Source organism: Myxococcus sp. AS-1-15, assembly GCF_020037055.1.
Classification (GTDB): Bacteria; Myxococcota; Myxococcia; order Myxococcales; family Myxococcaceae; genus Myxococcus; species Myxococcus fulvus.
In genome coordinates, this window is sequence record NZ_JAIQDF010000006.1 from 425,165 (window position 1) to 449,586 (window position 24,422).

The 24,422-nt window shown below is 71.1% G+C and carries 20 protein-coding genes; 15 read left to right on the forward strand and 5 right to left on the reverse strand.

Going from position 1 to position 24,422, the window contains the following annotated elements:
- Positions 1 to 2,262 carry a PAS domain S-box protein gene (locus K8625_RS19590; RefSeq protein WP_194869594.1) on the reverse strand — a complete coding sequence of 754 codons (2,262 nt, stop codon included), beginning with the start codon at positions 2,260 to 2,262 and terminating at the stop codon, positions 1 to 3.
- A gap of 282 nt (positions 2,263 to 2,544) precedes the next feature.
- On the opposite strand from K8625_RS19590, the gene K8625_RS19595 reads away from it, so the two are divergent.
- From K8625_RS19595 to K8625_RS19610, 4 genes are all read left to right on the forward strand, one after another.
- Positions 2,545 to 3,948: a serine/threonine-protein kinase gene (locus K8625_RS19595; RefSeq protein ID WP_223783559.1), complete on the forward strand. Its 1,404-nt coding sequence runs from the start codon at positions 2,545 to 2,547 to the stop codon at positions 3,946 to 3,948.
- Positions 3,949 to 4,192: 244 nt separating this feature from the next.
- Positions 4,193 to 5,182: a hypothetical protein gene (locus K8625_RS19600; protein ID WP_223783560.1), complete on the forward strand. Its 990-nt coding sequence runs from the start codon at positions 4,193 to 4,195 to the stop codon at positions 5,180 to 5,182.
- A gap of 134 nt (positions 5,183 to 5,316) precedes the next feature.
- On the forward strand, positions 5,317 to 6,498 hold the full coding sequence (locus tag K8625_RS19605) for a serine/threonine-protein kinase (RefSeq protein WP_223783561.1): 1,182 nt from the start codon (positions 5,317 to 5,319) through the stop codon (positions 6,496 to 6,498).
- A 207-nt stretch (positions 6,499 to 6,705) separates the two neighbouring features.
- Entirely contained in the window at positions 6,706 to 7,698 is a 993-nt protein-coding gene (locus K8625_RS19610) for a sensor histidine kinase (protein WP_046711070.1), read from the forward strand.
- Here K8625_RS19610 and K8625_RS19615 read toward each other — a convergent pair.
- Entirely contained in the window at positions 7,637 to 8,209 is a 573-nt protein-coding gene (locus K8625_RS19615) for a cysteine dioxygenase family protein (protein WP_223783562.1), read from the reverse strand. The two genes, K8625_RS19610 and K8625_RS19615, sit on opposite strands and share 62 nt — an antisense overlap.
- A 151-nt stretch (positions 8,210 to 8,360) precedes the next feature.
- On the opposite strand from K8625_RS19615, the gene K8625_RS19620 reads away from it, so the two are divergent.
- From K8625_RS19620 to K8625_RS19630, 3 genes are all read left to right on the forward strand, one after another.
- A complete protein-coding gene (locus K8625_RS19620; protein ID WP_223783620.1) occupies positions 8,361 to 9,815 on the forward strand; it encodes an FAD/NAD(P)-binding protein in 1,455 nt (484 codons plus the stop codon).
- 118 nt (positions 9,816 to 9,933) lie between these two features.
- Complete coding sequence (locus K8625_RS19625; protein ID WP_223783563.1) at positions 9,934 to 11,223, forward strand: hypothetical protein; 1,290 nt, start codon at positions 9,934 to 9,936, stop codon at positions 11,221 to 11,223.
- A gap of 341 nt (positions 11,224 to 11,564) precedes the next feature.
- A complete protein-coding gene (locus K8625_RS19630; protein ID WP_223783564.1) occupies positions 11,565 to 13,019 on the forward strand; it encodes a hypothetical protein in 1,455 nt (484 codons plus the stop codon).
- 7 nt (positions 13,020 to 13,026) lie between these two features.
- Here K8625_RS19630 and K8625_RS19635 read toward each other — a convergent pair whose 3' ends face one another.
- Entirely contained in the window at positions 13,027 to 13,812 is a 786-nt protein-coding gene (locus K8625_RS19635) for a 2-keto-4-pentenoate hydratase (RefSeq protein ID WP_223745997.1), read from the reverse strand.
- Between the two features lie 233 nt (positions 13,813 to 14,045).
- On the opposite strand from K8625_RS19635, the gene K8625_RS19640 reads away from it, so the two are divergent.
- Positions 14,046 to 14,654, forward strand: a complete 609-nt coding sequence (locus tag K8625_RS19640) for a hypothetical protein (protein ID WP_141324897.1) — start codon at positions 14,046 to 14,048, stop codon at positions 14,652 to 14,654.
- A 71-nt stretch (positions 14,655 to 14,725) separates the two neighbouring features.
- Here the strand turns inward: K8625_RS19640 and K8625_RS19645 are convergent, their stop codons facing one another.
- Together K8625_RS19645 and K8625_RS19650 are read right to left on the reverse strand one after the other, a co-directional pair.
- Positions 14,726 to 15,508 (reverse strand): SDR family oxidoreductase, encoded by a 783-nt coding sequence (locus K8625_RS19645; RefSeq protein WP_223745995.1) that lies wholly within the window; start codon positions 15,506 to 15,508, stop codon positions 14,726 to 14,728.
- Between the two features lie 48 nt (positions 15,509 to 15,556).
- Positions 15,557 to 17,293 (reverse strand): HAMP domain-containing sensor histidine kinase, encoded by a 1,737-nt coding sequence (locus tag K8625_RS19650; protein WP_223745994.1) that lies wholly within the window; start codon positions 17,291 to 17,293, stop codon positions 15,557 to 15,559.
- Positions 17,294 to 17,575: 282 nt separating this feature from the next.
- Between K8625_RS19650 and K8625_RS19655 the strand changes: the two genes are divergently transcribed.
- From K8625_RS19655 to K8625_RS19685, 7 genes are read left to right on the forward strand one after another with little or no spacing between them, the layout of a single operon-like run.
- Entirely contained in the window at positions 17,576 to 19,018 is a 1,443-nt protein-coding gene (locus K8625_RS19655) for an aldehyde dehydrogenase (RefSeq protein WP_223783565.1), read from the forward strand.
- Between the two features lie 21 nt (positions 19,019 to 19,039).
- A complete protein-coding gene (locus K8625_RS19660; protein WP_141324887.1) occupies positions 19,040 to 19,468 on the forward strand; it encodes a RidA family protein in 429 nt (142 codons plus the stop codon).
- Complete coding sequence (nbaC, locus tag K8625_RS19665) at positions 19,469 to 19,993, forward strand: 3-hydroxyanthranilate 3,4-dioxygenase (RefSeq protein WP_223745992.1); 525 nt, start codon at positions 19,469 to 19,471, stop codon at positions 19,991 to 19,993.
- On the forward strand, positions 19,990 to 21,006 hold the full coding sequence (locus K8625_RS19670; RefSeq protein WP_223783566.1) for an amidohydrolase family protein: 1,017 nt from the start codon (positions 19,990 to 19,992) through the stop codon (positions 21,004 to 21,006). Before nbaC ends, K8625_RS19670 begins: the two co-directional genes overlap by 4 nt.
- Positions 21,003 to 22,280: a kynureninase gene (gene kynU, locus K8625_RS19675; protein WP_223783567.1), complete on the forward strand. Its 1,278-nt coding sequence runs from the start codon at positions 21,003 to 21,005 to the stop codon at positions 22,278 to 22,280. The genes K8625_RS19670 and kynU overlap by 4 nt, the downstream gene beginning before the upstream one ends.
- On the forward strand, positions 22,267 to 23,664 hold the full coding sequence (locus K8625_RS19680; protein WP_255665757.1) for an NAD(P)/FAD-dependent oxidoreductase: 1,398 nt from the start codon (positions 22,267 to 22,269) through the stop codon (positions 23,662 to 23,664). Before kynU ends, K8625_RS19680 begins: the two co-directional genes overlap by 14 nt.
- Positions 23,642 to 24,379, forward strand: coding sequence for an SDR family oxidoreductase (locus K8625_RS19685; protein WP_223783569.1), 738 nt, complete (start codon positions 23,642 to 23,644; stop codon positions 24,377 to 24,379). The genes K8625_RS19680 and K8625_RS19685 overlap by 23 nt, the downstream gene beginning before the upstream one ends.
- The last annotated feature ends 43 nt before the right edge of the window (positions 24,380 to 24,422 follow it).

Consider the following 24,422-nt stretch of genomic DNA (forward strand, 5'->3'; position numbering starts at 1 on the left):
TCATCGGCTCGCCTCCGCCGAGCGGCCCACCAGCTCCCGGAGCTGGGTGAGGTCCAGCGGCTTGGAAATCTTCAGGTTGGGGACCTCGCGCAGGAACGACACCGTGCGCGGGGTGAAGGCGCCCCCCGTCATGAACACCATGCGGCCCGCCTGCTCCGGCGCGCTGCGGCCCAGCTCGTTGTAGAGGTCCATGCCCGTCATCCCCGGCATCATCACGTCACAGAGGATGAGGTCGAAGCGGCTGCCCTCGTTGAGCAGCCGCAGCGCCGCCTGCGCGCTGTTCGCCGTCGCCACCTCGTGGTCCGCCGCCAGCGAGCGCTGCAGCGCCAGCGTCACGTTCGGCTCGTCGTCCACCACCAGGATGCGCGCCCGCGCGTTCGTCGGCACCACCGTCTGGAGCCTGGGCAGCAGCTCCAGCTCCCGCGTGGCCGCGCGCAGCACGACGCGGAACGTGCTGCCCTTGCCCGGCTCGCTCTCCGCGTGGATGGAGCCGCCCATGGACTCGATGATGCCGTGGCAGATGGACAGCCCCAGCCCCGTGCCCACGCCCACGGGCTTCGTGGTGAAGAACGGGTCGAAGATGCGGTCCATCACCTCCGCCGTCATGCCCATGCCGGTGTCGCGCACCTCCACCAGCACCCGGCCCCTGTCCCCGGCGCGGATGACCACCCGGATTTCGTGCTCGTGCTCGGGCGAGCGGTCCTCCGGAATCGCCTGCGCCGCGTTGAGCAGCAGGTTCAGGAACACCTGGCACAGCCGCGACTCGCTGGCCTCCACCGGCGCCACCGGCTCGAACTCCGTCACCAGCCGCGCGCGGTGACGGATGACGTTGTCCGCCATCTTGCACGCCAGCTCCACCGCGCGCCGCACGTCCACCGGCATCAGCCGCACTTCCTGCTCGCCGCGCGCGAAGACCTTCAAGTCGCGCACGATGGTGGCGATGCGCTCGGCGCCCTCCGTCGTCTCCCGCACCAACTGCTGCAGCGAGGCGATGGCCGCCGCGGGCACCTGGCTCTCCATCCGCTCCAGGCCCTCGCGAACCAGGTGCAGGTTGACCAGCATGTACGCCAGCGGGTTGTTGATTTCGTGCGCCACGCCCGCGCCCAGCGTGCCCACCGACGCCAGCCGGTCCGCCACGACGAGGTGCGCCTGGAGCTGCTTGCGCTCCGACGTGTCGCGGTGGACCATGATGTTGGCAATGGTGCGCCCCTCGCTGTCGCGCAGCGGGACGACGACGGACTCACACCAGCAGGTGGTGCCATCGCGGCGCTTGAACTCCAGCTCCCCCGACCACCGGCCCTGCTTCTCCAGCCCCGCGAGCACCATGCCCGTCATCCGGTCCGGCTCGTCCGGGTGCAGCACGCGGAAGAGCGTCTGCCCCAGCGCCTCCGTCTTGTTGCGCCCGAACATCCGCTCCGCGCTGGCGTTCCAGTCGATGATGCCGCCGCCCAAATCGGTAATCACCACGCCGTCGTAGATGCTCTCGAAGATGAGCGCCTGGCGCGCCAGCTCCTGCTCGGCCTGCTTGCGGGCGGTGATGTCCATCACCGTGCCCGTCACGCGCGCGGGCATCCCCGCCGCGTCGCACAGCACGTCGCCCTTGCACGAAATCCAGCGCCACCCGCTGCCCTGCGGCTCGATGCGGTACTCCACGTCCACCTGCGTCTTCTTCTCCAACGCGATGGACAAGGACTCCCGCACACGCGGGAGGTCCGCGGGGTGCACCACCTCCTCGAGCTCCATGGCGCGGCCGGACAGCTTGCCCACGGGCAGCCCCAACAGCCGGTCCACCTGCTCGCTCCACGTCACCCGGCCGCTCTGCGCGTTCCAATCCCAGATGCCCACGCGCGCGGCGGACAGCGCCTGGCGCAGGGCCTCCTCGCGCTGCTCGAGCAGCTCCCGCTTGGAGAAGCGGAACACCGTGACGGTGCCAATCTGGAGCCTGTCGCCCTCCTGGAGCTCCGCCGTGGCGATGGGCGTGCCGTTGAGCAGGGTGCCGTTGGTGGACTCCAGATCCGTGACGTGGCAGCCCCCATCCGGCAGGCGGACGATGCGGGCATGCTTGCGCGACACGCCATGGTCGTCGATGCGCACCGTGGCCTCGGAGCCCCGGCCGATGATGTGCTCGCCGGGCTCCAGCCGGTACGCCTTGCCGATGGCCGCGGGCGTCGTGGTGCTGATGAGGATGAGGCAGGCTCCCGTCGAGGACGGCGGAGCCAGCGCCAGACCGGCGCAGGTCGTGAGGTCATCCAATGTCGTCATCAAGCAGCCCCCCGGCACCTCGCGCCGCGTCCGTCCACTCCACCTGCCCCAGCTTGCACGCGTGGTGTCACGTCCCGAGAATCCAGCAGTCCCCGGGCCCAGCGTCCAACCACCCGGGGTGATGGGGCCCTGGAGCATACGCCAGGCAACATCTGCCCCTGCCTCCGCCACCCGCTGTGATGGGTGGTGAACGCCCAGGTAGGATTGCCGCGTCGCGGCGGACGCTTCGGGCCCAGGCCATGCAGCGGGCGTCCCGGGCGCGGTGCTAGGGTACGACGCCACATGGCGGCCGACTCCGAGAGCACGTTCCGCATCCAGGCACGCGCGGATCTCCATGGCACCGAGCGGGCAAGAGGCGATGCGGGCCGAGGCCCGGGAACACTTGCGGGCGAGTACGTCCTCAAGGCCCTGCTGGCCTCCGGCGGACATGGCAGCGTCTATGAAGCCGAGCACCGCATCCTGGGCCGACGGGCCGCGGTGAAGGTGCTCCACCCCCACCTGGCGGATCAGGGCGAGATGCTCAAGCGCTTCGTGCGCGAGGCCCGGGTGGTGAACCAGATACGCCACCCCAACATCGTGGACGTCTATGACTTCGGGCTGATGCCGGACGGCAGCCCCTACTACGTCATGGAGCTGCTCGCCGGGCGCACCCTGGGCCAGGTGGTGCAGGAGCGCGGGCGGCTGTCGGCGTCCCGCGCGCGCGCCTACCTGGAGCCGGTGTGCGGCGCGCTGGAGGCGGCGCACCGCGCGGGCGTCGTCCACCGCGACCTGAAGGCCAGCAACATCCTCGTCGTGGAGGAGGGCGAGAAGCCGCGGGTGAAGCTGCTCGACTTCGGCATCGCCAAGCTGTTGTCCGCCGAGGCCACCCAGGAGGGGCTCACCATCGCCGGCCAGCGGCTGGGCACCGCCCACGCCATGGCGCCCGAGCAGTTCCGCGGGGGCGCCATCGGCCCGCACACGGACATCTACGCGCTGGGCGTGCTGCTGCACCAGCTTCTCACCGGCCGCTACCCCTTCCTCTGCGAGGACCGGATGGAGCTGGAGCGGCTGCACCTGGAGGCCCCCGCGCCCAGGCCCAGCGCCATCGCCCCGGTGTCCCCGGCCGTGGACCAGGTGGTGCTGCGCTGTCTGGAGAAGGACGCCAGCCGCCGCTTCGGCAGCGTGGGCGCGTTCCTGGCCGCGCTCGCCGACGCCGCCGAGGAGCCCGTGCAGCCCACCCACCGCACCCGGCTGGCGCTCGCCGTCCACGCGGAGGTGGTGCTGTCGACGGCGGCCGCCCAGGACGACGACGCGATGTACGCGGTGCTCGCGGACGTGCTGGACGGGCTGGAGCAGGGCCTGCGCGGCGGGGGCTTCCTGCTGGCGCTGCAGTCCGGCACCACGCTGCTCGCCGTGCGCCCCCTGGAGAACGGCGCGCCCACCCCCGAGCGCACCACCTACCTGCGCGAGGCGGAGCGCTCGCTGCGCATCCTCCAGCAGGCCGCGCAGAAGCTCGCCGACCCCGTGGATGCCAAGGTCCACCTGTGCCTGCACCTGGGCCAGGCCGAGACGCGCGGGGACACCGGCGAATCCGAAATCGTCGGCGGCCCCGTCACCGACGTGAGCGCCTGGAGGCTGCGCGGACCGGAGGGCTTCGCCCTCACCCCCGCCGCCGCGCTGAGCCTGGAGTTTCCAGAGCCTCTCTAGTTTTTCCTGAAATACAAATTCTCCGTTTAATCCAATCCATCCAGACCTGACTGGGTCTAGGACTTTACAACCCTGCTGTTATTGATTCGACGGGAAAAGAAAATTCCTCCATAGCAGCATGCGCACAGGGAAATCCCCTACGAATCTTGTCGAGCCCATCAGTTTTCAGCGCGATTGGGAGCGCTGAAGCGGGTGGACGACAAGGTGGTCAGCCCTCGCTGACCACCACACACGGGGGAAACGCATGCACCGCATTCCAGCTTCGCAGTCGCTTCGCCACACCCGCTCCATCCGCCGTTGGGCTCGCGGAGGCGTGGTGGGGCTCCTGGGTTGGGGACTCGGGATGGGGGCGGCGGGTTGCGGGGTGGAGTTGGAGCCGGTGGGGGAGGAGCTGGGGCAGCTGCGCGTGCATGCGCTGTCCGTCAACGGGCTCTCCACCAACGGGCTCTCCACCAACGGCCTGTCCACCAACGGGCTCTCCACCAATGGCCTGTCCACCAACGGCCTGTCGACCAATGGCTTCAAGGACTGGTTCAACCAGGACCCGAGCACGGCGGACGCGGTGATGTCCTACGTGGTGACGTGCGCGGTGGCGGCGGGGCAGACGCGCACCTTCACCAACCCGGTGACGGGGGTGCAGTACACGTGGCTGGGCTCGTTGGGGCTGGCGACGAGCTGGGCGAACGGGGCGGCGGCGACGGAGGCGGAGCAGCAGGTGGTGTCCGCGTGCCTGGCGGCGCACGCGAACAAGTACGGCCTGCACGTGCCCATCTCCGTGCTGGGCCGCGTCGCGGCGACCAGCGACTCCACGCCTCCAGCCATCCCCTACACCCAGGCGGAGCTGGACCTCTACAGCGAGAAGGAGGCCTGCTACTTCGGCAACCTCTTCGACGGCACGGGCGTGTTCGCGGCCAATGACCAGCCGTACCTCACCGCGGAGCGGAGCACGCCTCGCACGTGTGGGCTGGCCTCGGGCACCACGCAGCAGTGCCCGCCCATCACCCACCTGGGCATGTGCGCCTCGCTGTGCACGGTGGCCAGGGACGCCGGCAACAACCCCCTGCCCTACTACGCGTCGTGCACGCACAACGCGAAGACCTACCAGCCCATCACCGCGCGCATCCGCCCCGCGGAAATCTATCGGTGCGGGGATGGCGTCTGCCAGTTCACCGAGCGCTGCGGCACGGGCACCACCGCGACGAGCTGCAACGCCGACTGCGGCGCCTGCCCCTGAGGGCAGCGCGCCATCCGCTGCCGCACACTCGCGGCCGGGGCGTGTGGGCCCCTCCCCGCTGTCGGGGGGGACATCCTCGGAGGTGGTGCTAGCTTCACCCCATTCCCGAGGTCGTGTCCGACTGGGGAGGTGGCATGGACAAGCATCACGTCCTGGACGCGCCCGAGGGCGCGGACATCGCGGGCTACCGGGTGGAGGCGTTGCTGGGCGCAGGAGGGTGCGGCGTGGTGTACCGCGCCTCTCGCGACGGGGCCGCCGTGGCGCTCAAGCTGCAGTCGCTGGAGCAGTTGGGGGGCTGGGCCCTGCGCGAGGTGGCCATCCTCACGCGGCTGGCGCATCGCAACGTGGTGGGCTTCCGCGCGGGCGGGCTCTTTCCTTCCGAGTCTCCCGCGTGGCTCTACCTGGCGATGGAGTACGTGAGGGGGCGTCCGCTGGCGCAGTGGGTGGAGGAGGAGAACCCGTCCGCGAGAGGGGCCGCGACGCTGGCGCTGGGCATGGCGCGGGGGCTGGAGGCGGCGCACACGGCGGACGTGCTCCACCGCGACATCAAGGAGGACAACGTCGTCGTGCGCGAGGAGGACGGCACGCCGGTGTTGATGGACTTCGGCGTGGGGGACTACTCGGGGGCGCCCCGGCTGCCGCGCGGGGTGCTGCCGCCGGGCACGCCGCGCTACCGCAGCCCGGAGGCGCTGGCGTTCCGACGCGCGCATCCCGACGGGGTGTATCCGCCCACGTCCGCGGATGACCTGTACGCGCTGGGCGTGGTGCTCTACTGGATGCTCACCGCGCGCCATCCGTTCGTGGACGTGGAGACGCCCGAGGGCGAGCTGGCCGTCATCCACCACCCTCCGGTGTCGCCGCACGTGCTCAACCCGCGGGTGCCGTGGGCGTTGAGCGAGCTGTGCTCGCGGCTGTTGTCCAAGCAGCCCTGGCGGCGCGGCACCGCGAGCACGTGGTGCTCGGCGCTGGAGGCGGAGCTCGCGTCGGCGGACGGTGCGTGGGACGCGCCGCTGTTCCCCGATGTGGCGGACGTGCCCGCCTCCACCGAGGGGACTCGGCCACCATCGAGAGGGCGGCGCGGCACGGCCAGCTCGGGTGGACTGCCCGCGTACCGGCCGGCGTCCGAGCCCGAGGTGCCCCGGCTCGTGGTCCGGGCACGGCCCGCGACGGGAACGGCGCGGCTCAAGGGCGTGTCGAGCCTCCTGCTCGCGGTGGTCATGGGTGCGTGTCTGGTGGGTGGCGCGTGCTGGGCCCGGCGCGCGCAGCCCTCGGTGGCGTCGGACCGCCACGCCTCCGAGACTCCGCGCGCGCGGTGACACACCTCGCGCCCAAGCTTCCACCGCCCAACGCTGGCTCCGACACGGGGGCGCGCCGCCGTCGACTACCCACCTGGAAGTGCTTTCGCCGCCTCGCCAGACGACATCGGCTCCTTGCCCAGGCCGTCCTGGCGGTGTTGACTGGCGCTGTCCACCCGTCCCCGCGCGTTCCACGGGATGGACACCTGACGCTGGGATTGCGACGTGATGACGCTACGAGCCAGGGTGCTGTTGATGTCGGCGGTGGCGCAGCGGCGAGGCACGCTGCGACGCGCCTTCCTGGCACGTCAGGGGATACCGTCCGGCCCGGAAGCTTCCAGCACGACCAGCGCGCGCGAGGCCTCGGAGGCGCTGGAGGAGACGGTGCGCGAGCGCACCGCGGAGCTCGAGGCCGCCAACGCCAAGCTGTCGCGCAGCCTGGAGCAGCTCCACGCCACCCAGGCCCAGCTGCTCTTCGCCGACCGGCTCATCGCCCTGGGCCGCATCGCCGCGGGCGTGGGCCACGAAATCAACAACCCCCTCGCCTTCATCCTCAGCAACCTGGAGTACATCCACCAGGAGCTCCAGCAGAAGGAGCAGCTGCCCGAGCGCGAGCGCCAGGAGGTGCTGGAGGCGCTCGCCGAGACGCGCGACGGCGCCGAGCGCATCCGCCTCATCGTGCGGGACTTGCAGACACTCTCGCGCTCCGAGGACGTGGGCAGCGGCCCGTCGGACGTGGGCGCGGTGGTGCGCACCGCGGCGAAGATGGCCATGCACGAGCTGCGGCACCGCGCGCGCCTGGTGGTCGAGTGCGACGGCGTGCCCCCGGTGCAGGGCAACGGCGCCCGGCTGGGTCAGGTGTTCCTGAACCTGCTGCTCAACGCGGCGCAGGCCATCGTCCCCGGTCAGGTGGAGCTCAACGAGGTGCGCGTCGTCGCGAGCGAGGCGATGCCCGGGCGCGTCGTCGCGGTGGAGGTGCGCGACACCGGCTGCGGCATCTCCCCCGAGCACCGCGAGCGCATCTTCGACCCGTTCTTCACCACCAAGCCCCTGGGCGTGGGCACCGGCCTGGGGCTCGCCGTCTGCCACGGCATCGTCACGTCGCTGGGCGGCACCCTCACGCTGGAGAGCGCGCCCGGCCGGGGCAGCATCTTCCGCGTCACCCTGCCCGTGGCCGGCGCCTTCGCCCAGCCCCCACGGCAACTGGACGCGGCGCTCTGACCACCTGGCTGTCGTAGGGCGTCATGCCCTCCATCGGCGGCGCGTACAGGTGCAGCGACACCGCGCCCCGACGCGACGAGTTGTGCACGCGGTGGATGGTGTCCGACGCCTCGATCAACAAGTCGCCCTCCCGCGCGCGCTCGACGACGGCCGGCAGCAGCCTGTCTCCCGCCCAGTCGTAACGCGTCTCGTCCAGGCTCCCCTGCACGAGCAGCGACACGCCGGCGGAGCCGCCATGGTCATGCACGAGCGAGCCCTGCCCCGGCATCCAGCACACGAGCAGGAGCTCACACGCGTCCGTCTTCGCCAGCGTCCTGCGCACGTAGCGCGCGTCGTCGAACCGGACGAGCGAGCCCAGCATCCCCCAGTCGGGGCGGCTGTGACGAAGCCGCTCCACCAGCCACGTCAGCGATGGGACGGCGTCCCGACCCTCTGGCAGAGACCAGCCGAGCAGGCTCTTCGTGTCCGGGACCTCACGGTCCCACTCTCCTGTGGTGGAGCGCTCTCGCATGGGTCCTCCCGGGATGTGCGTGGGAGTGTGGACACGCCCTCAGACCCTGACCAGGGGTTGCCATCCGATTGTCCACACCGCCAGCGTGGATGCCGTCACGCGCAGGCGGACATAGGATTGCGGCGTGCAAGGACACAGCAGCCCATGGGATGTGGCCATCGTCGGGGGCGGGGCCAGCGGAACATTGTTGGCCATCCACCTCCTGAAGCAGGCACGCGCGCCCCTGCGGGTGCTGCTGCTGGAGCGAGGCCGGAGCGTGGGCCAGGGGCTCGCCTACTCGACCCGCAGCCAGCGTCACCTGCTCAACGTCCCCGCCGGGCGCATGGGCGCCTTCATGGAGGACCCGGAGCACTTCCTGCGCGCCGTGCGGCGACAGGCGCCCGACACGGCGCCCGGAGACTTCGTCCCCCGGCAGCGCTATGGCCAATACCTGGCGGAGGTGCTGGAGGAGACCCGCGCGCGCGCGGCCCCGGGGGTGCGGCTGGAGACGCGGTCCGCGCAGGTGGTCTCGATGCGCGAGCACGGCGGCCTGGTGACGCTGACGACCGGGGACGGCGCGGAGCACGTCGCGCGCCGCGCGGTGCTGGCGCTGGGCAACGCGGACCCCGCGGACCTCCGGGTGGAGGACGGCGGGCTGTACGCGAGCCCCCACTACCACCGCTCGCCGTGGGTCCCTGACGCGCTCGCCGGCATCGGCACGAAGGACGCGGTGCTGCTCATCGGCACGGGGCTCACCATGGTGGACGCCGTGCTGTCGCTGGAGGAGCAGGGCCACACGGGCCCCTTGTACGCGCTGTCGCGGCACGGGCTGCTGCCCCACCGGCACGTGCGGGCCGCCGCGGGCACGTACGACTCGCCCGGCATCCGCGACGTGCTGCGCGCGCTGCGACGCGAGGGCTTGCGGCCCCAGGACGACACCACCCTGCACCCCATCCCCGTGCGCGTGCGCGCGCTGCTCCGGGTGCTGCGGCGCGAGGTGCGCCGGGCCACGGACGCGGGGGCCAGCTGGCGCGCGGTGGTGGATGCGTTGAGGCCGGTGACGGTGCCCCTGTGGCAGCGGCTGTCGGACGTGGAGCGACGGCGCTTCCTGCGCCACCTGCGCTCCTACTGGGACGTCCACCGCCACCGGATGGCGCCCGGCGTCGCCGATGGGCTCGAGCAGCTGATGGAAACAGGACGGCTGACGGTGCGCGCGGCCCGGGTGCGCGGCTTCCGGCTGGACGACACCGGCACGGTCCACGCGCGAATCCTCCCGCGAGGCGAGGGCCGCGAGGAGCACCTCCAGGTCCGCCACGTGGTGAACTGCACCGGCCCCGAGGGCACCGTCACCCGACACGGCCACCCGCTGCTCAAGCGCCTGGCGGACGAGGGGCGGCTGCGGCCGGACACGCTCGGCATGGGCCTGGACACCGACAGCCACGGCGCCCTGCTGGACGCGAGCGGGCGGACAGGAGGGCTCCTCTACACCCTGGGCCCCCTGCGCCGGGGGGAGCTGTGGGAGACCACGGCCGTGCCGGAGATTCGCGCCCAGGCCCGCGCGCTCGCGGACCACCTGCTGGCCCGGCTGAACCATGGCCTCCTGCCTCCCCGCCGCAGTGCCGGCTGACCCTCGGGCCGGACGCTGGCCCCCAGGCCCAGACGGCGAGTGAAGTCACGGAAGGATGACGCGGCGAGTCCCCGGAGCGGGGGTTTCATGCGAGGCTCCGCCCGCCGGACTCCCCCTCATGGCCCTCCACCGTCCCCTCTACACCCTCGCTGGCGGCGCACTCGCCGTCCTCCTCGCCTGCGGGGGCGGGTGGGCGTACGTGAAGCTGCGCACGGGGCCCCTGGAGGAGCGGCTGGTGCGGGAGGTGGGGGAGCTGTCGCGCACGAGCTACGCGCGGCCCTCGCACGTGAATCCCTCGGTCCCGGGCAGCTTCGCGCGCCACCTGGAGCCGCTGCTCGAGTCCGTGCTGCAGCTGTATCAGGAGCAACAGAAGCCACAGGGGAACTCGGCGCAGGGGCAGCCCTGTCGGGACGTGGCGGACGGGAAGCTGCCCACGTCGGCGCTGACGCAGGGTTGTGAGCAGGCGCTGGAGCGGGCCCGGCCGTTGCTCGCGCGGGTGCTGCTGGCGACACACGCGGAGGTGGGGGGGCTGCCCGAGCGATTGGGGGCGCTGGCGCCCCTCACGCCCGCCCGCGCCAATGGGCGGTTCGCGCTGATGTACGTGGTGCACCTGGCGGCGTTGGAGACGCGGGTGCGGCTGTCCCACGGGCAGGCCTCGGCGGCGCTGGATGTGTGTCTGGACGCGCTGGCGCTCAGCCGGGAGCTGGAGCTGGGGGGAGGCATGGAGGGGCAGCTGCTCTCCGCCACGGGCCACGGCGTGCTCTATCACCCCTGCGCGGACGCGCTGGACGCCGCGCCGCTGGAGCGCAAGCGCCTGGCGATTTCGCAGCTGGCGCGCCTGGCGGATGGGTACGCGCCCTTCTCCGTCACGCTGCGGCAGGAGTCGGTGCTGCTGCAGCTGGTCCACTTCCGGCCGCTGCTCTCCGAAGAGACGCTGGCGCGGCTGCCCGAGGGGAGCCAGGACATCGTCCCGCCGGAGCTGCTGGGACTCGCGCCTCCGGACGACAACGCGCTGACGGCGCGGCGCGCGTGGTGGCAGCTGGTGGAGGGCTTCGACGCGCTGACGGCCGCCGCGGACCTGCCCACGGGGGCGCGCCGGCGCGCGTTCGCGCTGCTGGAGCTGGGCACGCTCAGCCTCCACGGTCCGGACGTCGTCACGTATGGCGAGTACGCGGAGCGGCTGGATTTGCGCCGGCTGCAGCACGACGCGCTCATCACGCTGGCGGAGGTGGACCTGGCGCGCGCCGAGCGGGGGCACTGGCCGGACTCGCCGCCCCGCCACAAGGACTCCTCCTTCGTGCTGGAGCCGATGGGGCCCACCGAGGCCCGGCTGCGTCCCTGCTCGCGCGCGTACGCGGCCCAGGGGCTGCGCGTGACGGCGGACCTGGCGCGACAGCCGGGGCCCTGACGCACGGCGTCCACCCGCGCCTCCCGGGACTGCAGGCGAGCAGGCCCCGGTCAGCGGCCTGCCCGGTCGGTGCGTCAGGGCTACCTTGCCTGAGGACGCCGAGCCAGAGCCCTGGAGGGGGAGATGAATCCACCACACGCACGTCGTGCGGCGTCGGACGCGCACGGGGCTCGTCGCGAGGAGTCGGCACGCGAGGCACGGTGCTCGCCCGATGCCCGTCGGCGCGTGCCGGACACGAACGGGCCTCGGCGCGTGGACCCGGAGCAAGCGGCGCGGAGTTCGCCTGGCGCACGTCATCTCGCACCGAACCCGCCCGAGGCTCGTCGCGCGGAGCTGGCGCGATGAGGGCGGGCCGCTTCGTCGCGGACCTCGACTCTTCGGCCGCGCTGCTGCGGGCGCTCGCGGCCTTCCTGCACGGCCGGGACGCTCCAGCGCTGGGAGCCCACCGCCACACGCATCCGCTGTTCGAGGCGCTGGCGCCCGCCGTCAACCGCCTGTCGGTGCCGCTGCGCGAGGTCGCGTGGGTGCGCGGCGCGCTGGCGGAGGCGCTGACGCCGAGGGCCCTCGCGCGCTTCGACGCGGAGGCCCTCGCACGCTGGGTCGTGGGCCGCTACCCGAGGCGCCGCTACCCGGCGGCCGTGGTGGGCGCCACCAACGGCGCGCTCGTCCACCTGTGCGCCGCGCTGGGAATCCCGTGGCTGCCGCAGACGCATCTACTTTCCGTGCGCCATGACGGCCAGGTGCCCCTGGACGAGCCGATGAAGACCCTCGGCTTCGCGCGCGAGCCCGCACGTCGTCTGTTGGAATCCCATCCGGACCTGCAGCTCCACCACACCCACGACGCCAACCACGACCGGCTCCTCCTCCAGGGGCTGACGCACTTCCGGGTGAAGCGACGCGGGCTGAGCCCCGCGTACGTCCGCTTCCTGGAAGAAGCGCTGGAGCCCGGCGCCACCCTCTTCGTGTCCGAGTGCGAGCTGCGCTGGCCCACGCTCCAACAGGGCGAGCGACATGTCTTCCAGCAAGGCTCGCTCGGCGGCGCGAGCCCGGACGAGTACTACCTGGGCGGCCCTCGCGTGGAGGCCTACCTGCGTAAGCAGGGCTCCTACCTGACGCGCTGGCCGTCACCACCGCCGGACAGCGACAGCCCGGAGGCGGAGTGGGGCTTCGAGCCCGCCCTGCGCGAGGACCTGCTGCGGCTCGCACGCAAGCGGCGCTGGAGACTCAAGCGCATCGTCTACCCGGAGCCGGAGGCGCTCAGCCCGCTGGTGGCGGACCTGTACCGGCACTGGTACCGCGAGCGGAAGATGCCCTCCGGCAAGCTGCTGGCGGAGTGCTCCATCCTCCTGGAGCCCTGGTGGACGCTGCGCACCGGCGCGGTGCCGTTCTGGATGGTGCTCAACACGCGGGCCTCGGCGCGCGCGCTCGAGCGCTACCTGGACCGCTCCACACCGTGGGACGCGATGTACCTGACGCTCTGCTCACGCGGGGTGGAGTCCATCGGACTCGCCACGATGGAGCACTGGCGCGAGCTGCTGTCCCGAGGCCGCACCCGGGGCCAGCTGCTCGGCGTGGACGCGCGGGAGTACCCGCGCGACTTCGCGTCCTTCGTGCGCTACCACCCGGCGATGCGGCGCGCGCTGTCCGCGCATCACTCCACCCGCGAGCGCTTGAGGCCGGAGCGCCTGGACGCGTTCCTGAAGCAGCACGGCGAGCGGTACGCGGTGCAATGGCTGGAGACGGACGTGCGCCCGCGCCACCAGAGCGCGGGCGTGGCCTCCTCCTGGTTCCAGTGACGACGCCTCAGGCGGCCGACACCGCCACCGAGCCGAGTCCCTCGACGACGAGCTTCACCCGGTCTCCCGGCTGGAACATGTGCGCGATGGTCGCCGCGCCCGCCAGCACGATGCTCCCCGCGGGCAGCACCTGTCCGCGCTTGGCGAGCAGCTCGCACAGCTGCACCAGCGACAGCACCGGGTCCCCGGAGATGGCGTCCGAGCGGGCCGAGTGCGCCAGCGCGTCGTTCACGAACATCTTCATCTCCAGCCGCGTCAAATCCATGGCGCGCGGCGGGTGCTCCTGGGTCCCCAGGACGAACAGGGACGAGGACGCGTTGTCCGCCACCACGTCCGGCAGGGAGAAGTACTTGAAGTCGCGGTAGCGCGAATCGAGGATCTCCATCGCCGCGAACACGGACTCACACGCATCCAACGCCTCGTCGCGCGTCACGGTGCCCTTGAGCTCGCGCGCGGTGCGGAAGGCAATCTCGGGCTCGATTTTCGGGTGGATGCCCTGGGCGAGCGACACCACGCCGTCCGCCTGCACGCGCATCTTGTCCGTGAGGACGCCATACACGGGCGAGTCCAGGTTCATCTGCCGGCGCTTGGCCTCGGACGTCAGGCCCATCTTCAATCCCACCAGGCGCTCACCGGCCGCGAGCCGCAGCTTCAGCCCCTCCTCCTGGATGGCGTACGCGTCCGGCACGGACAGCGCGGGCAGCTCGTTGGTGAGGGGCGGCACCTCCCGCCGCTCCCGCCTCGCGTCGTCCAGTCGTCGGGCCAGCTCCGCGGGGTTCACAGTCCCAGTCATCGCATCCCTCTTCTGAGTCCGCGGCGCGGAAAGCCGGCGCCGGGGGGCGCGCAGCAGAGCAGCTTTCGCGGTGTCGGGCGAGGGTTGCTCGCATCGGCCGTCACCGGGGTATAAGCCCGAGGACCCGGGAATGGGGGTGTCTCCCGGGCTGGCATCGAGCGGTCGCCATGCGGCATCACCCCGACGAGACCTCCCGGCCGGGGCGGGCTCCACCGAAGCAAGGACTCGACTTCATGCGCTACTCTTGGCTCTTCGCGGCAGTGCTGCTTCCCTCCTCCATCGCGCTGGCGGATGACCGCGGCCGACACACCCACGATGGCTTCTACCTGCGCGGTCAGCTCGGCCTGGGCTACACGCACTCGGCCGCCGTGGGACAAGGCGTGGACCTGGCCCTCAAGGGCGGCGCGGGCACGCTCAACCTGGAGCTGGGCTTCGCGCCCATCAACAACTTCATCCTCTACGGAAAGCTGTTCGGCACCTCCACACCCAACCCGGACATCGAGGTGGAGGGCGTCACCATCGAGGGGGACGAGGACGACGACGTGGCCAGCAACTACGCCGCCATCGGCGTGGGCCTCGCGTACTACTTCATGCCCGTCAACTTCTACCTCTCCGGCGCGGTGGTGGCCAACCAGCTCAGCGCCTCGTACGAGGGCGAGACGGAGGCGGAGACCGACACCGGCGTGGGCCTGCACCTGGGCCTGGGCAAGGAGTGGTGGGTGAGCGACAACTGGGGCGTGGGCATCGGCGCGGAGCTGGCGCTGGGCCGCATCCGCGGCGAGGGCAACGACGACTGGAACGTCACCCACTTCTCGCTGCTGTTCACCGCGACCTTCAACTGAAGTGAGGTCGCGCGCCGGGCCGTGACGCCGCCTCGAGCCGAGGAGCTCACGGCCCGGTCCGCATCAGGCGCTCAGCCCTGCTGGTTGAGCCCGGCGACCATGGCGCGCACGGCGGCGCGCGGGCTCAGGCGCACCATGAAGGCCCCCACCGCGTTGGCCACGCCGTGGATGGCCAGCACGCGCCCGCGCATCATCTTCGCGTACGCGTGCTCCACCACGTCCGGGGCCTTGGCCACGCCGGTGCGCTGGAACAGGCGGGTCTTGTCGTTGCCCGCGCGCTGGGCGAACTCGGTGTGCGTCGCGCCGGGGCAGTGGCACGTCACCGTCACGCCCGTGCCCTTCAGCTCGTAGGAGAGCGCCTCCGACAGCGACACGACGAAGGCCTTGGTCGCGTAGTACGTGGCCATGTAGGGCCCCGGCTGGAAGCCGGCGGTGGAGGCGACGTTGAGGATGCGGCCGTGGCCGCGCTCGCGCATGGGCCGGGCGAACAGGTGCGTGAGCTTCAACAGCGCGGTGCAGTTGACCTCCACCATCTCCCCCTCGCGCTTCACGTCCTGGTCCAGGAAGGGGCCCGCGGAGCCGAAGCCCGCGTTGTTGACGAGGAACTCCACCACGAGGCCGCGCTCGGCCACCTGCGCGAAGAGCTGCTCGGGCGCCTCCGGCCGCGTCAAATCCGCGGGCAGCACGTGGGCCGTCACCCCGTGCTCCTTCTGGAGCATCGCGGCGAGCGCCTCCAGGCGCTCGGCACTGCGGGCGACGAGGATGACGTCGTGTCCGTCCCGAGCGAAGCGCCGCGCGAACTGCTCACCCAACCCCGCCGATGCACCGGTGATGAGGGCCACCTTGCGTGACATGTTGTTTCCTCCCGGGGCGTTTATAGCCGAGCGGGAGCGGGACGCACGTCAGGTGCTCTCGCGTCGGGGCAGGGTCACCTCGAAGTGGCTGCCCTTCTCCGGCTCGCTCGCCACCTGGATGGTGCCGCCGTGGGCCTCGACGATCTGCCGGGTGACGTAGAGCCCCAGGCCCAAGCCGCCGTAGTGACGCTCGCTGACGGCGCGGCCGAAGCGCTCGAAGATGTGGGACTGGTACTCGCGCGCGATGCCGATGCCCGCGTCCTCCACGCGCACCACCACGTCGTCCCCCGCGTCCTCCAGCTCCAGGCGCACCGGCTGGCCCGCGCCGTACTTCAGCGCGTTGGCGAGCAGGTGCGTCAACACCTGCTCCAGCCGGCAGCGGTCCCAGTGCCCCTTCACGTCCCCGTGCGTGGTGAGCGACACCTCGCTGCCAGCCTGGCTCGCCGCGAGCGCCAGGCGCGTCTTCACCTCGCGCGCCAGCACCTCCAGGTCCACGTCCTCACGGTGCAAGGACAGCCGTCCGCTGGACATGCGCGAGACATCGAGCAGGCCGTGCACCAGCCCCGACAGCTTGTCCACCTGGCGCTGCACCACGTCCAGCTGCGAGAGCACCAGCGACGTGGGCAGGTAGGGCCTGTCCTTGGGCGTCTGCTGCCGCAGCCACTGCAGGCGCAGCTGCAACGGCGTGAGCGGCGTCTTGAGCTCGTGGCTGGCCACGGCGAGGAACTCGTCGCGCAAGAGCACCGAGCGGCGCGCCTCGCGGTAGAGCCGGGCGTTGTCCAGGAACAGCGCCGCGCGGCGGGCCAGGTCCTGCGCCGTCTCCAGGTCCGCCTGGCTGTAGTGGCGCGAGGGGCGCACCGCCAGGAACGTGAGGGCGCCCAGCGAGCGTCCCCGCGCGACGAGCGGCACGGACATGATGCCGTGGAAGCCCACCTCGCGCATCGTCTGGTAGTGCGCCTCGCTCACCGACACCCGATGCAGCCACGCGTCGTCGACGTCATCGACGAGCAGGGACTCGGCGTGGCGGGCCACGCGCGTGGTGGGGTGGATGCTGCCCTCGGGCCCGGGAGGGAACTCGCGCACGCGCAGGGCGAGCGGCGCATCGCGCGCGTCGGCGTGCGCCACGGACGTGCGCTGCACGGCGCCCCCCTCGTCGATGATGTCGACGAAGCACCAGTCCGCCATGACGGGCACGCTGAGGCGGGCCAGCGTGTCGAGCGTCACCTTGGGGTCGAGCGACGACGAGGCCAGCAGGCGGCTGGCGTCGGAGAGGAAGGCCGCGCGGTGCTCGGCGTCCTCGGCCTCCGTGCGCGCCTGTTGCTCCTCTCGCAGCAGGCGGGCGGACTCCAGCGCCAGGCCCGCGAGGCGGGCGAGCCGGGAGAGGGCCACCTCATCCTCGTGGCTGAAGTCCCCCACCTCCCGGTCGAAGAGGTAGAGCACCCCCGCGTTCGAGGGCAGCGCCACCGCCAGCCGACCCCGGGGCTCCGCGCCCCGCGTGGCGGCGCGGCGCTCCCGCCGGGCTCGACCGCCTGCCGAGGGCACGGCGTAGCCGCCCCAGACCTCGTAGGCGCGCGAGAGCGAGGTGACGCTCGCCCCCCGCGTCCTGCCGGGAGCAGGCGTCAGCACCACGGTCGCCTGGTGCGCGCGCGTCAGCCGGCGGGCGACCTCCACGAGCACCGTGAGCGCCTCCTCGACGGTGGCCGCCGATAGGAGCTGCCGTGAATCCGCATCCGCCGCCGCGCGCGCCTCTTCCTCGGACATCGGCGCGACAGGTTCCATGGGCATGTCTGACTCCCTTTACACACAACCCGGTCCGGCCCCTCGCGCCTCCAGTGCTCTGTATTCCCCCGCCGCTCGCCCACCCTCCGGGCAGCCGGAGTCGTCACCCGTTTGACGCGAGAGGACGACGCTCCGAGGCGCGCTTTCCGTGATGCTGGTGACGGCTGGCTCGGTTGCGTACATTGCGCCCCGTTCGACCCGGGCCCCCGCGCTCCCCCTGTCTCCCGGCACCCGAGGGACCAGGCGCTCGCGAGCCATCCCGGGGACGGGCGCACGGAGGGCTCGGACATGCAGAAGGTGCTCAACTACATCGGCGGAGAGCTCATCCCCGCGCGCGGCGGCCAGTGGCTGGACAAGCCCGAGCCCGCGACGGGCAAGGGCTACGCGCAGGTGCCGGACTCGGACGCCACCGACCTCCAGCACGCGGTGGAGGCCGCCCAGCGCGCCTTCCCGGCCTGGGCCGCCACGCCCGCCGCCGAGCGCTCGCGCCTCCTGCGCAAGGTGGCGGACACGATTCGCGAGCGTCTGGACGCGTTCGCCCGCGCGGAGTCCATCGACTCCGGCAAGCCGCTGTCGGTGGCGTCCAGCGTGGACATCCCGCGCAGCATCCTCAACTTCGAGTTCTTCGCGGACGCGGTGACGCAGTTCTCCAGCGAGGCGCACGCCACGGACGGCGTCGCGCTCAACTACACGCTGCGCTCGCCGCTGGGCGTGGTGGGCTGCATCTCGCCGTGGAACCTGCCCTTGTACCTGCTGACGTGGAAGCTCGCGCCCGCGCTGGCCATCGGCAACTGCGTGGTGGCCAAGCCCTCCGAAGTCACCCCGATGACGGCGTTCCTCCTGTCGCAGGTGTGCCGCGACGTGGGCCTGCCGCCCGGCGTGCTCAACATCGTCCACGGCCTGGGCCCCAAGGTGGGCGCGGCCATGAGCGAGCACCCGGACATCCCGGCCATCTCCTTCACCGGCAGCACCCGCGTGGGCGCGGAGATTGCCCGCGTGGCCGCGCCGAACTTCAAGAAGCTGTCACTGGAGATGGGCGGGAAGAACCCCAACGTCATCTTCGAGGACTGCGACTTCGAGGAGGCGCTGGCGACGACGGTACGCTCGTCGTTCTCCAACCAGGGGCAGATCTGCCTCTGCGGCCCGCGCATCTTCGTGCAGCGCCCCATCTATGAGCGCTTCCGCGACGCGCTGGTGGCGCGCACGCAGGCGCTCAAGGTCGGTGACCCGCTGGAGGCCGGCACCGAGCAGGGCGCGCTGGTGTCCCAGCAGCACTTCGACAAGGTGATGGGCTACATCGACCTGGCGAAGCAGGAGGGCGGGCGCGTGCTCGCGGGTGGCAAGCGCGCGAGCCTGACGGGCCGCTGCCGCGAGGGCTGGTTCGTGGAGCCCACGCTCATCGAGGGCCTGGACGCAAGCTGCCGCACCAACCAGGAGGAGATCTTCGGCCCGGTGGCCACGCTCATCCCGTTCGACACCGAGGACGAGGTGCTCGCGTGGGCGAACTCGACGAAGTACGGCCTGGCGGCGAGCGTGTGGACGCGGGACGTGAAGCGGGCGCACCGCTTCGCCTCGCGGCTGCACAGCGGAATCGTCTGGGTGAACTGCTGGATGCTGCGTGACTTGCGCACGCCGTTCGGCGGGGTGAAGGACTCGGGGGTGGGGCGCGAGGGCGGCTGGGAGGCGCTGCGCTTCTTCACCGAGCCGAAGAACGTGTGCATCAAGCTGTGACGCGCTGGACGGAGACGCGACGTGAGCACCAGTGAGCGAGTCGATTCCCAGAAGGCCCCGGAGCCGGTGGGCCTGTATCCCCACGCACGGCGTGTGGGCAACTTGTTGTTCCTGTCGGGCGTGGGCCCGCGCGAGCGCGGGACGAAGAAGATTCCCGGCGTGGAGCTGGACGCCGAGGGCAACATCACCTCGTACGACATCGAGGCGCAGTGCCACTCGGTGTTCCGCAACGTCCGCTACATCCTGGAGGACGCGGGCTCCTCCTGGGACAAGCTGGTGGACGTCACGGTGTACCTGACGGACATGAAGAAGGACTTCCCCACGTACAACCGCCTGTGGGCCGAGTACTTCAAGGACAACCCGCCGTGCAGGACGACGCTCGAGATCAACCGGCTGCCCACGCCGATCGCCATCGAGCTCAAGTGCATCGCCACCATCGGAGATGAATGAATGGGCCGGCTGACCCCCATCAACTTCAAGAAGTGGATCGACGAGCACCGCCACCTGCTCAAGCCGCCCGTCGGCAACCAGCAGGTGTGGGCGGACCGTGAGTTCATGGTCACCGTCGTCGGCGGCCCCAACGCGCGCACGGACTTCCACATCAACGAGGGCGAGGAGTTCTTCTACCAGTTGGAGGGCACGATGAACCTGCGCGTGCTCGACGACGGCAAGCCCGTGGACATCCCCATCTCCGAGGGGGAGATCTTCCTGCTGCCGCCCAAGGTGCCGCACTCGCCCCAGCGCCCCGCGGGCACGGTGGGGCTGGTGCTGGAGCGCCGCCGCCTGCCGCATGAGCTGGATGGCTTCATGTGGATGTGCCCCTCCTGCGGCGAGAAGCTCTACGAGGAGTTCGTGCACGTCACGAATCTGGTGACGCAGCTACCGCCCATCTTCGAGCACTTCTACGGCAACGACGCGAACTGCACCTGCAAGAAGTGCGGGACGAAGGTGACCAAGGGAGGGCCTTCGCGTTGAAGGTCGACATCCACACGCACCTGCTCCCCGAGAAGCTGCCGCGCTTCGCCGAGCGCTACGGGTACGGCGGCTTCATCACGCTGGACCACCACGCGCCGTGCCGCGCGCGGATGCTGCGCGACGACGGGAAGTTCTTCCGCGAGGTCGAGAGCAACTGCTGGGACCCGGTGAAGCGCATCGAGGAATGCGACGACGTGGGCGTCCACGTGCAGGTCATCTCGACCGTGCCGGTGATGTTCAGCTACTGGACGCAGCCGGAGCACGGGCTGGACCTGTCGCGCTTCCTCAACGACCACGTGGCCTCGGTGGTGCGCGAGCACCCCAAGCGCTTCGTGGGGCTGGGCACGGTGCCGCTGCAGTCGCCGGAGCTGGCGGTGCGGGAGCTGGAGCGGTGCGTGAAGGAGCTGGGGCTGGCGGGCGTGCAGATTGGCAGCCACGTCAACGACTGGAACCTCTCCGACGAGAAGCTCTTCCCGTTCTTCCAGGCGGCGAGCGAGCTGGGCGCGTCCATCTTCGTCCACCCGTGGGACATGATGGGCGAGGCGAAGATGCAGAAGTACTGGCTGCCGTGGCTGGTGGGCATGCCCGCGGAGATGTCGCTGGCCATGTGCTCGCTCATCTTCGGGGGCGTGCTGGAGCGGCTGCCGAAGCTGCGCTTCGCCTTCGCGCACGGTGGCGGCGCGTTCCCCGGGACGCTGGGGAGAATCGAGCACGGCTTCGAGGCGCGGCCGGACCTGGTGGCGGTGGACAACAAGGTGCCGCCGCGCGAGTACCTGGGGCGCTTCTGGGTGGACTCGCTGGTGCATGACGCGGACACGCTGCGCTTCATCGTGAAGCTGTTCGGCCAGGACAAGGTGGCGCTGGGCAGTGACTATCCGTTCCCCCTGGGCGAGCTGCGCCCGGGGACCCTCATCGAATCGCTGACGGAGCTTTCATCCGACGCGCGCGAGCAGCTCCTGTGGAAGAACGCCCTGGCGTGGCTGGGGCGCTCGCGCGAGGACTTCGCCCCATGACGACGTACACCTTCGAGGACTCCCAGGACTTCGCGCGCAAGGCCGACGCCGAGGATGCGCTGCGCTCCTTCCGCGAGCAGTTCCACTTCCCGCCCGGCCCGGATGGCAAGCCGGTGGTGTACCTGGCGGGCAACTCGCTGGGGCTCCAGCCGAAGAACGCCGCGCGCTACGTGCAGGAGGAAATGGAGGACTGGGCCCGCTTCGGCGTGGAAGGGCACCACCACGGGCGCCACCCGTGGCTGCACTACCACGAGCTCGTCACCGAGCAGGCCGCGCGGCTGGTGGGCGCGAAGCCGCAGGAAGTGGTGGTGATGAACACCCTGACGGTGAACCTGCACCTGATGATGGTGTCGTTCTACCGACCCACGAAGGAGCGCTTCAAGATTCTGGTGGAGGGTGGCGCGTTCCCGTCGGACCAGTACGCGGTGGCCTCGCAGGCGCGCTTCCACGGGTTCGACCCTCGCGAGGCGGTGCTGGAGCTCAAGCCGCGAGCCGGTGAGGAGACGCTGCGCACCGAGGACATCCTGGCGACGCTGGAGCAGCACGGCCACGAGGTGTCGCTGGTGCTGCTGGGCAGCGTGAACTACCTCACGGGCCAGGCGTTCGACATCCCCGCGATTACGCACGCGGCGCACGCGAAGGGCTGCTTCGTCGGGTTCGACCTGGCGCACGGCGCGGGCAACCTGAAGCTGTCGCTGCACGACGACGGGCCGGACTTCGCGGTGTGGTGCTCGTACAAGTACCTGAACGGCGGGCCTGGGAGCCTGGGTGGGGTGTTCGTGCACGAGCGGCATGCGCGCTCGAAGGACATCCCCCGGTTCGAGGGCTGGTGGGGGCACGACAAGGCCACGCGCTTCCAGATGGGGCCGCACTTCGACGCGCTGCCGGGCGCGGAGGGGTGGCAGCTGTCGAATCCGCCCATCCTCCAGCTGGCGGCGCTGCGCGCGTCGTTCGAGCTGTTCGACCAGGCGGGCATGGCGGCGCTGCGCGCCAAGAGCGAGCGGCTCACGGGGTATCTGGAGTTCCTGTTGGACAAGCTGCCGCCCGGCTACGTGCGCATCACCACGCCGCGCGACGTGAAGCAGCGCGGGGCGCAACTGTCCCTGCGGTTCCAGGGCGACGCGCCGAGCATGCTCAAGCGGCTGGCGGACGCGGGCATCATCTGTGACTTCCGCAAGCCGGACATCATCCGCGCGGCGCCCGCGCCGCTGTACTGCTCATTCACGGATGTGTACCGCTTCGTGAAGACGCTGGAGGGACATGCCCGTGGGTGAGCGGAACGAGGCCGTCACGGTGGTGGGCGCGGGCCTGGTGGGCTCGCTGCTGTCCGTGTTCCTGGCGCGGCGTGGGCACACCGTGGAGGTGCTGGAGCGTCGGCCGGACATGCGGCGCGAGGTCATCGACGCGGGGCGCTCCATCAACCTGGCCATCTCCACGCGGGGGTTGTACGCGCTGAGGCAGGTGGGGCTGGAGGAGGAGGCGCTGCGCCACGCGATTCCGATGCGGGGACGGATGATTCATCCTCCGAAGGGCGCGCTGATGTACCAGCCCTATGGGAAGGATGACTCGCAGCACATCAACTCGCTGTCGCGCGCGTGGCTGAACAAGTTCCTGATGAGCGCGGCGGAGGCCACGGGCAAGGTGCGCATCCGCTTCAGGCAGCGGGTGTCGGGCGCGGACCTGGACCAGGGCGTGCTCACGGTGGTGGACGAGGCCACGGGTGAGGAGCGCCGCGAGGAGGGCCGCGTGGTGTTCGGCACGGACGGCTCCGGCTCGGCGGTGCGGCAGGCGCTGGAGAAGGTGCCGGGGTTCGAGTCGACGGCGGAGACGCTGGGGCACGGGTACAAGGAGCTGACGATTCCTCCCGGGCCGGGCGGCGCGTTCCAGATGGAGAAGCACGCGCTGCACATCTGGCCGCGCGGGACGTACATGCTGATTGCGCTGCCGAACGAGGATGGCAGCTTCACGTGCACGTTGTTCCTGCCGTGGAAGGGGCCGGTGAGCTTCGAGTCGCTGGACTCCCCTGCCCGGCTGGAGGCGTTCTTCGAGGAGCAGTTCCCGGACGCGAAGGCGCTCATCCCGGACTTGACGCAGGCGTTCTTCGCTCGGCCCACGGGCAGCATGGTGACGGTGAAGTGCGCGCCGTGGAACGTGGGTGGCAAGGCGGTGGTGCTGGGGGACGCGGCGCACGCCATCGTCCCGTTCTTCGGACAGGGGATGAACTGCGGCTTCGAGGACTGCACGGTGCTCGAGGGGCTGCTCGGCAAGGGCGGGGACTGGGAGACGCTGTTCGGGGAGCTGGCGCGGCTGCGCAAGACGAACGCGGATGCCATCGCGGACATGGCGGTGGAGAACTTCGTGGAGATGCGCGACAGCACGGGCAACCCGCGCTTCCTGTTGGAGAAGGCGGTGGAGAAGGTGTTGCTCAACACCTTCCCGGGTGAGTTCGTCAGTCGGTATTCGATGGTGAGCTTCAGCCGGGTGCCGTACCGGTTGGCGTACGAGGTGGGGGCGATTGCCGGTGGCATCGTCTCGGAGTTGTCCGAGGGGCTGACGCGCGCCGAGGACGTGGACCTGGAGCGGGCGAAGCGGCTCATCCACGAGCGGCTGGTGCCATTCATGAAGGAGCACGCGGATGGATTTCGGACTGAAGGGTAAGCGCGCGCTCGTGATGGGCGCGTCGGCGGGGTTGGGATACGCGACGGCCGAGGCGCTGGTGAAGGAAGGCGCCACGGTGGCCATCTGCTCTCGCGGTGGGGAGAAGCTGGAGAAGGCGGCGAAGTCGCTGGGCGCGGCGCTCGCGGTGTCGGCGGACCTGAACCAGCCGGGTGCGGCGAAGCGGCTGGTGGACGAGGTGGTGGCGAAGCTGGGCGGCGTGGACGTGCTCGTGGTGAACACGGGCGGGCCTCCCGCGGGCGGCTTCGAGTCGCTGACGGCGGAGCAGTGGCAGTTGGGGTTCCAGAGCCTGTGGATGGCGGCGGTGGATGGAATCCAGGCGGCGCTGCCGGGGATGAAGGAGCGCAAGTGGGGGCGCATCATCCTGGTGACGTCGCTGGCGGCGCGTGAGGCGATGCCGAACCTCACCATCTCCAACGGCCTGCGCGCGGGGTTGCTCGGGTTGGTGAAGACGGTGAGCAACGAGGTGGCGCAGCACGGCGTCACGCTCAACGCGGTGCTGCCGGGCTTCCACGCCACGGAGCGGATGACGCAGTTGGGCCTCACGGATGAGAAGGTGGCCCCGCAGATTCCCGCGCGGCGACTGGGGCGGCCGGAGGAGTTGGCCTCGCTGGTGGCGTTCCTGTCCTCCGAGCAGTCCTCGTACATCACCGGCCAGTCGATCGCCGTCGACGGCGGCGCGGCGCGCGGGTTCTGACGTACCTCCGTGACGCCGAGCCCATGCCAGCTCGGTGACGAAG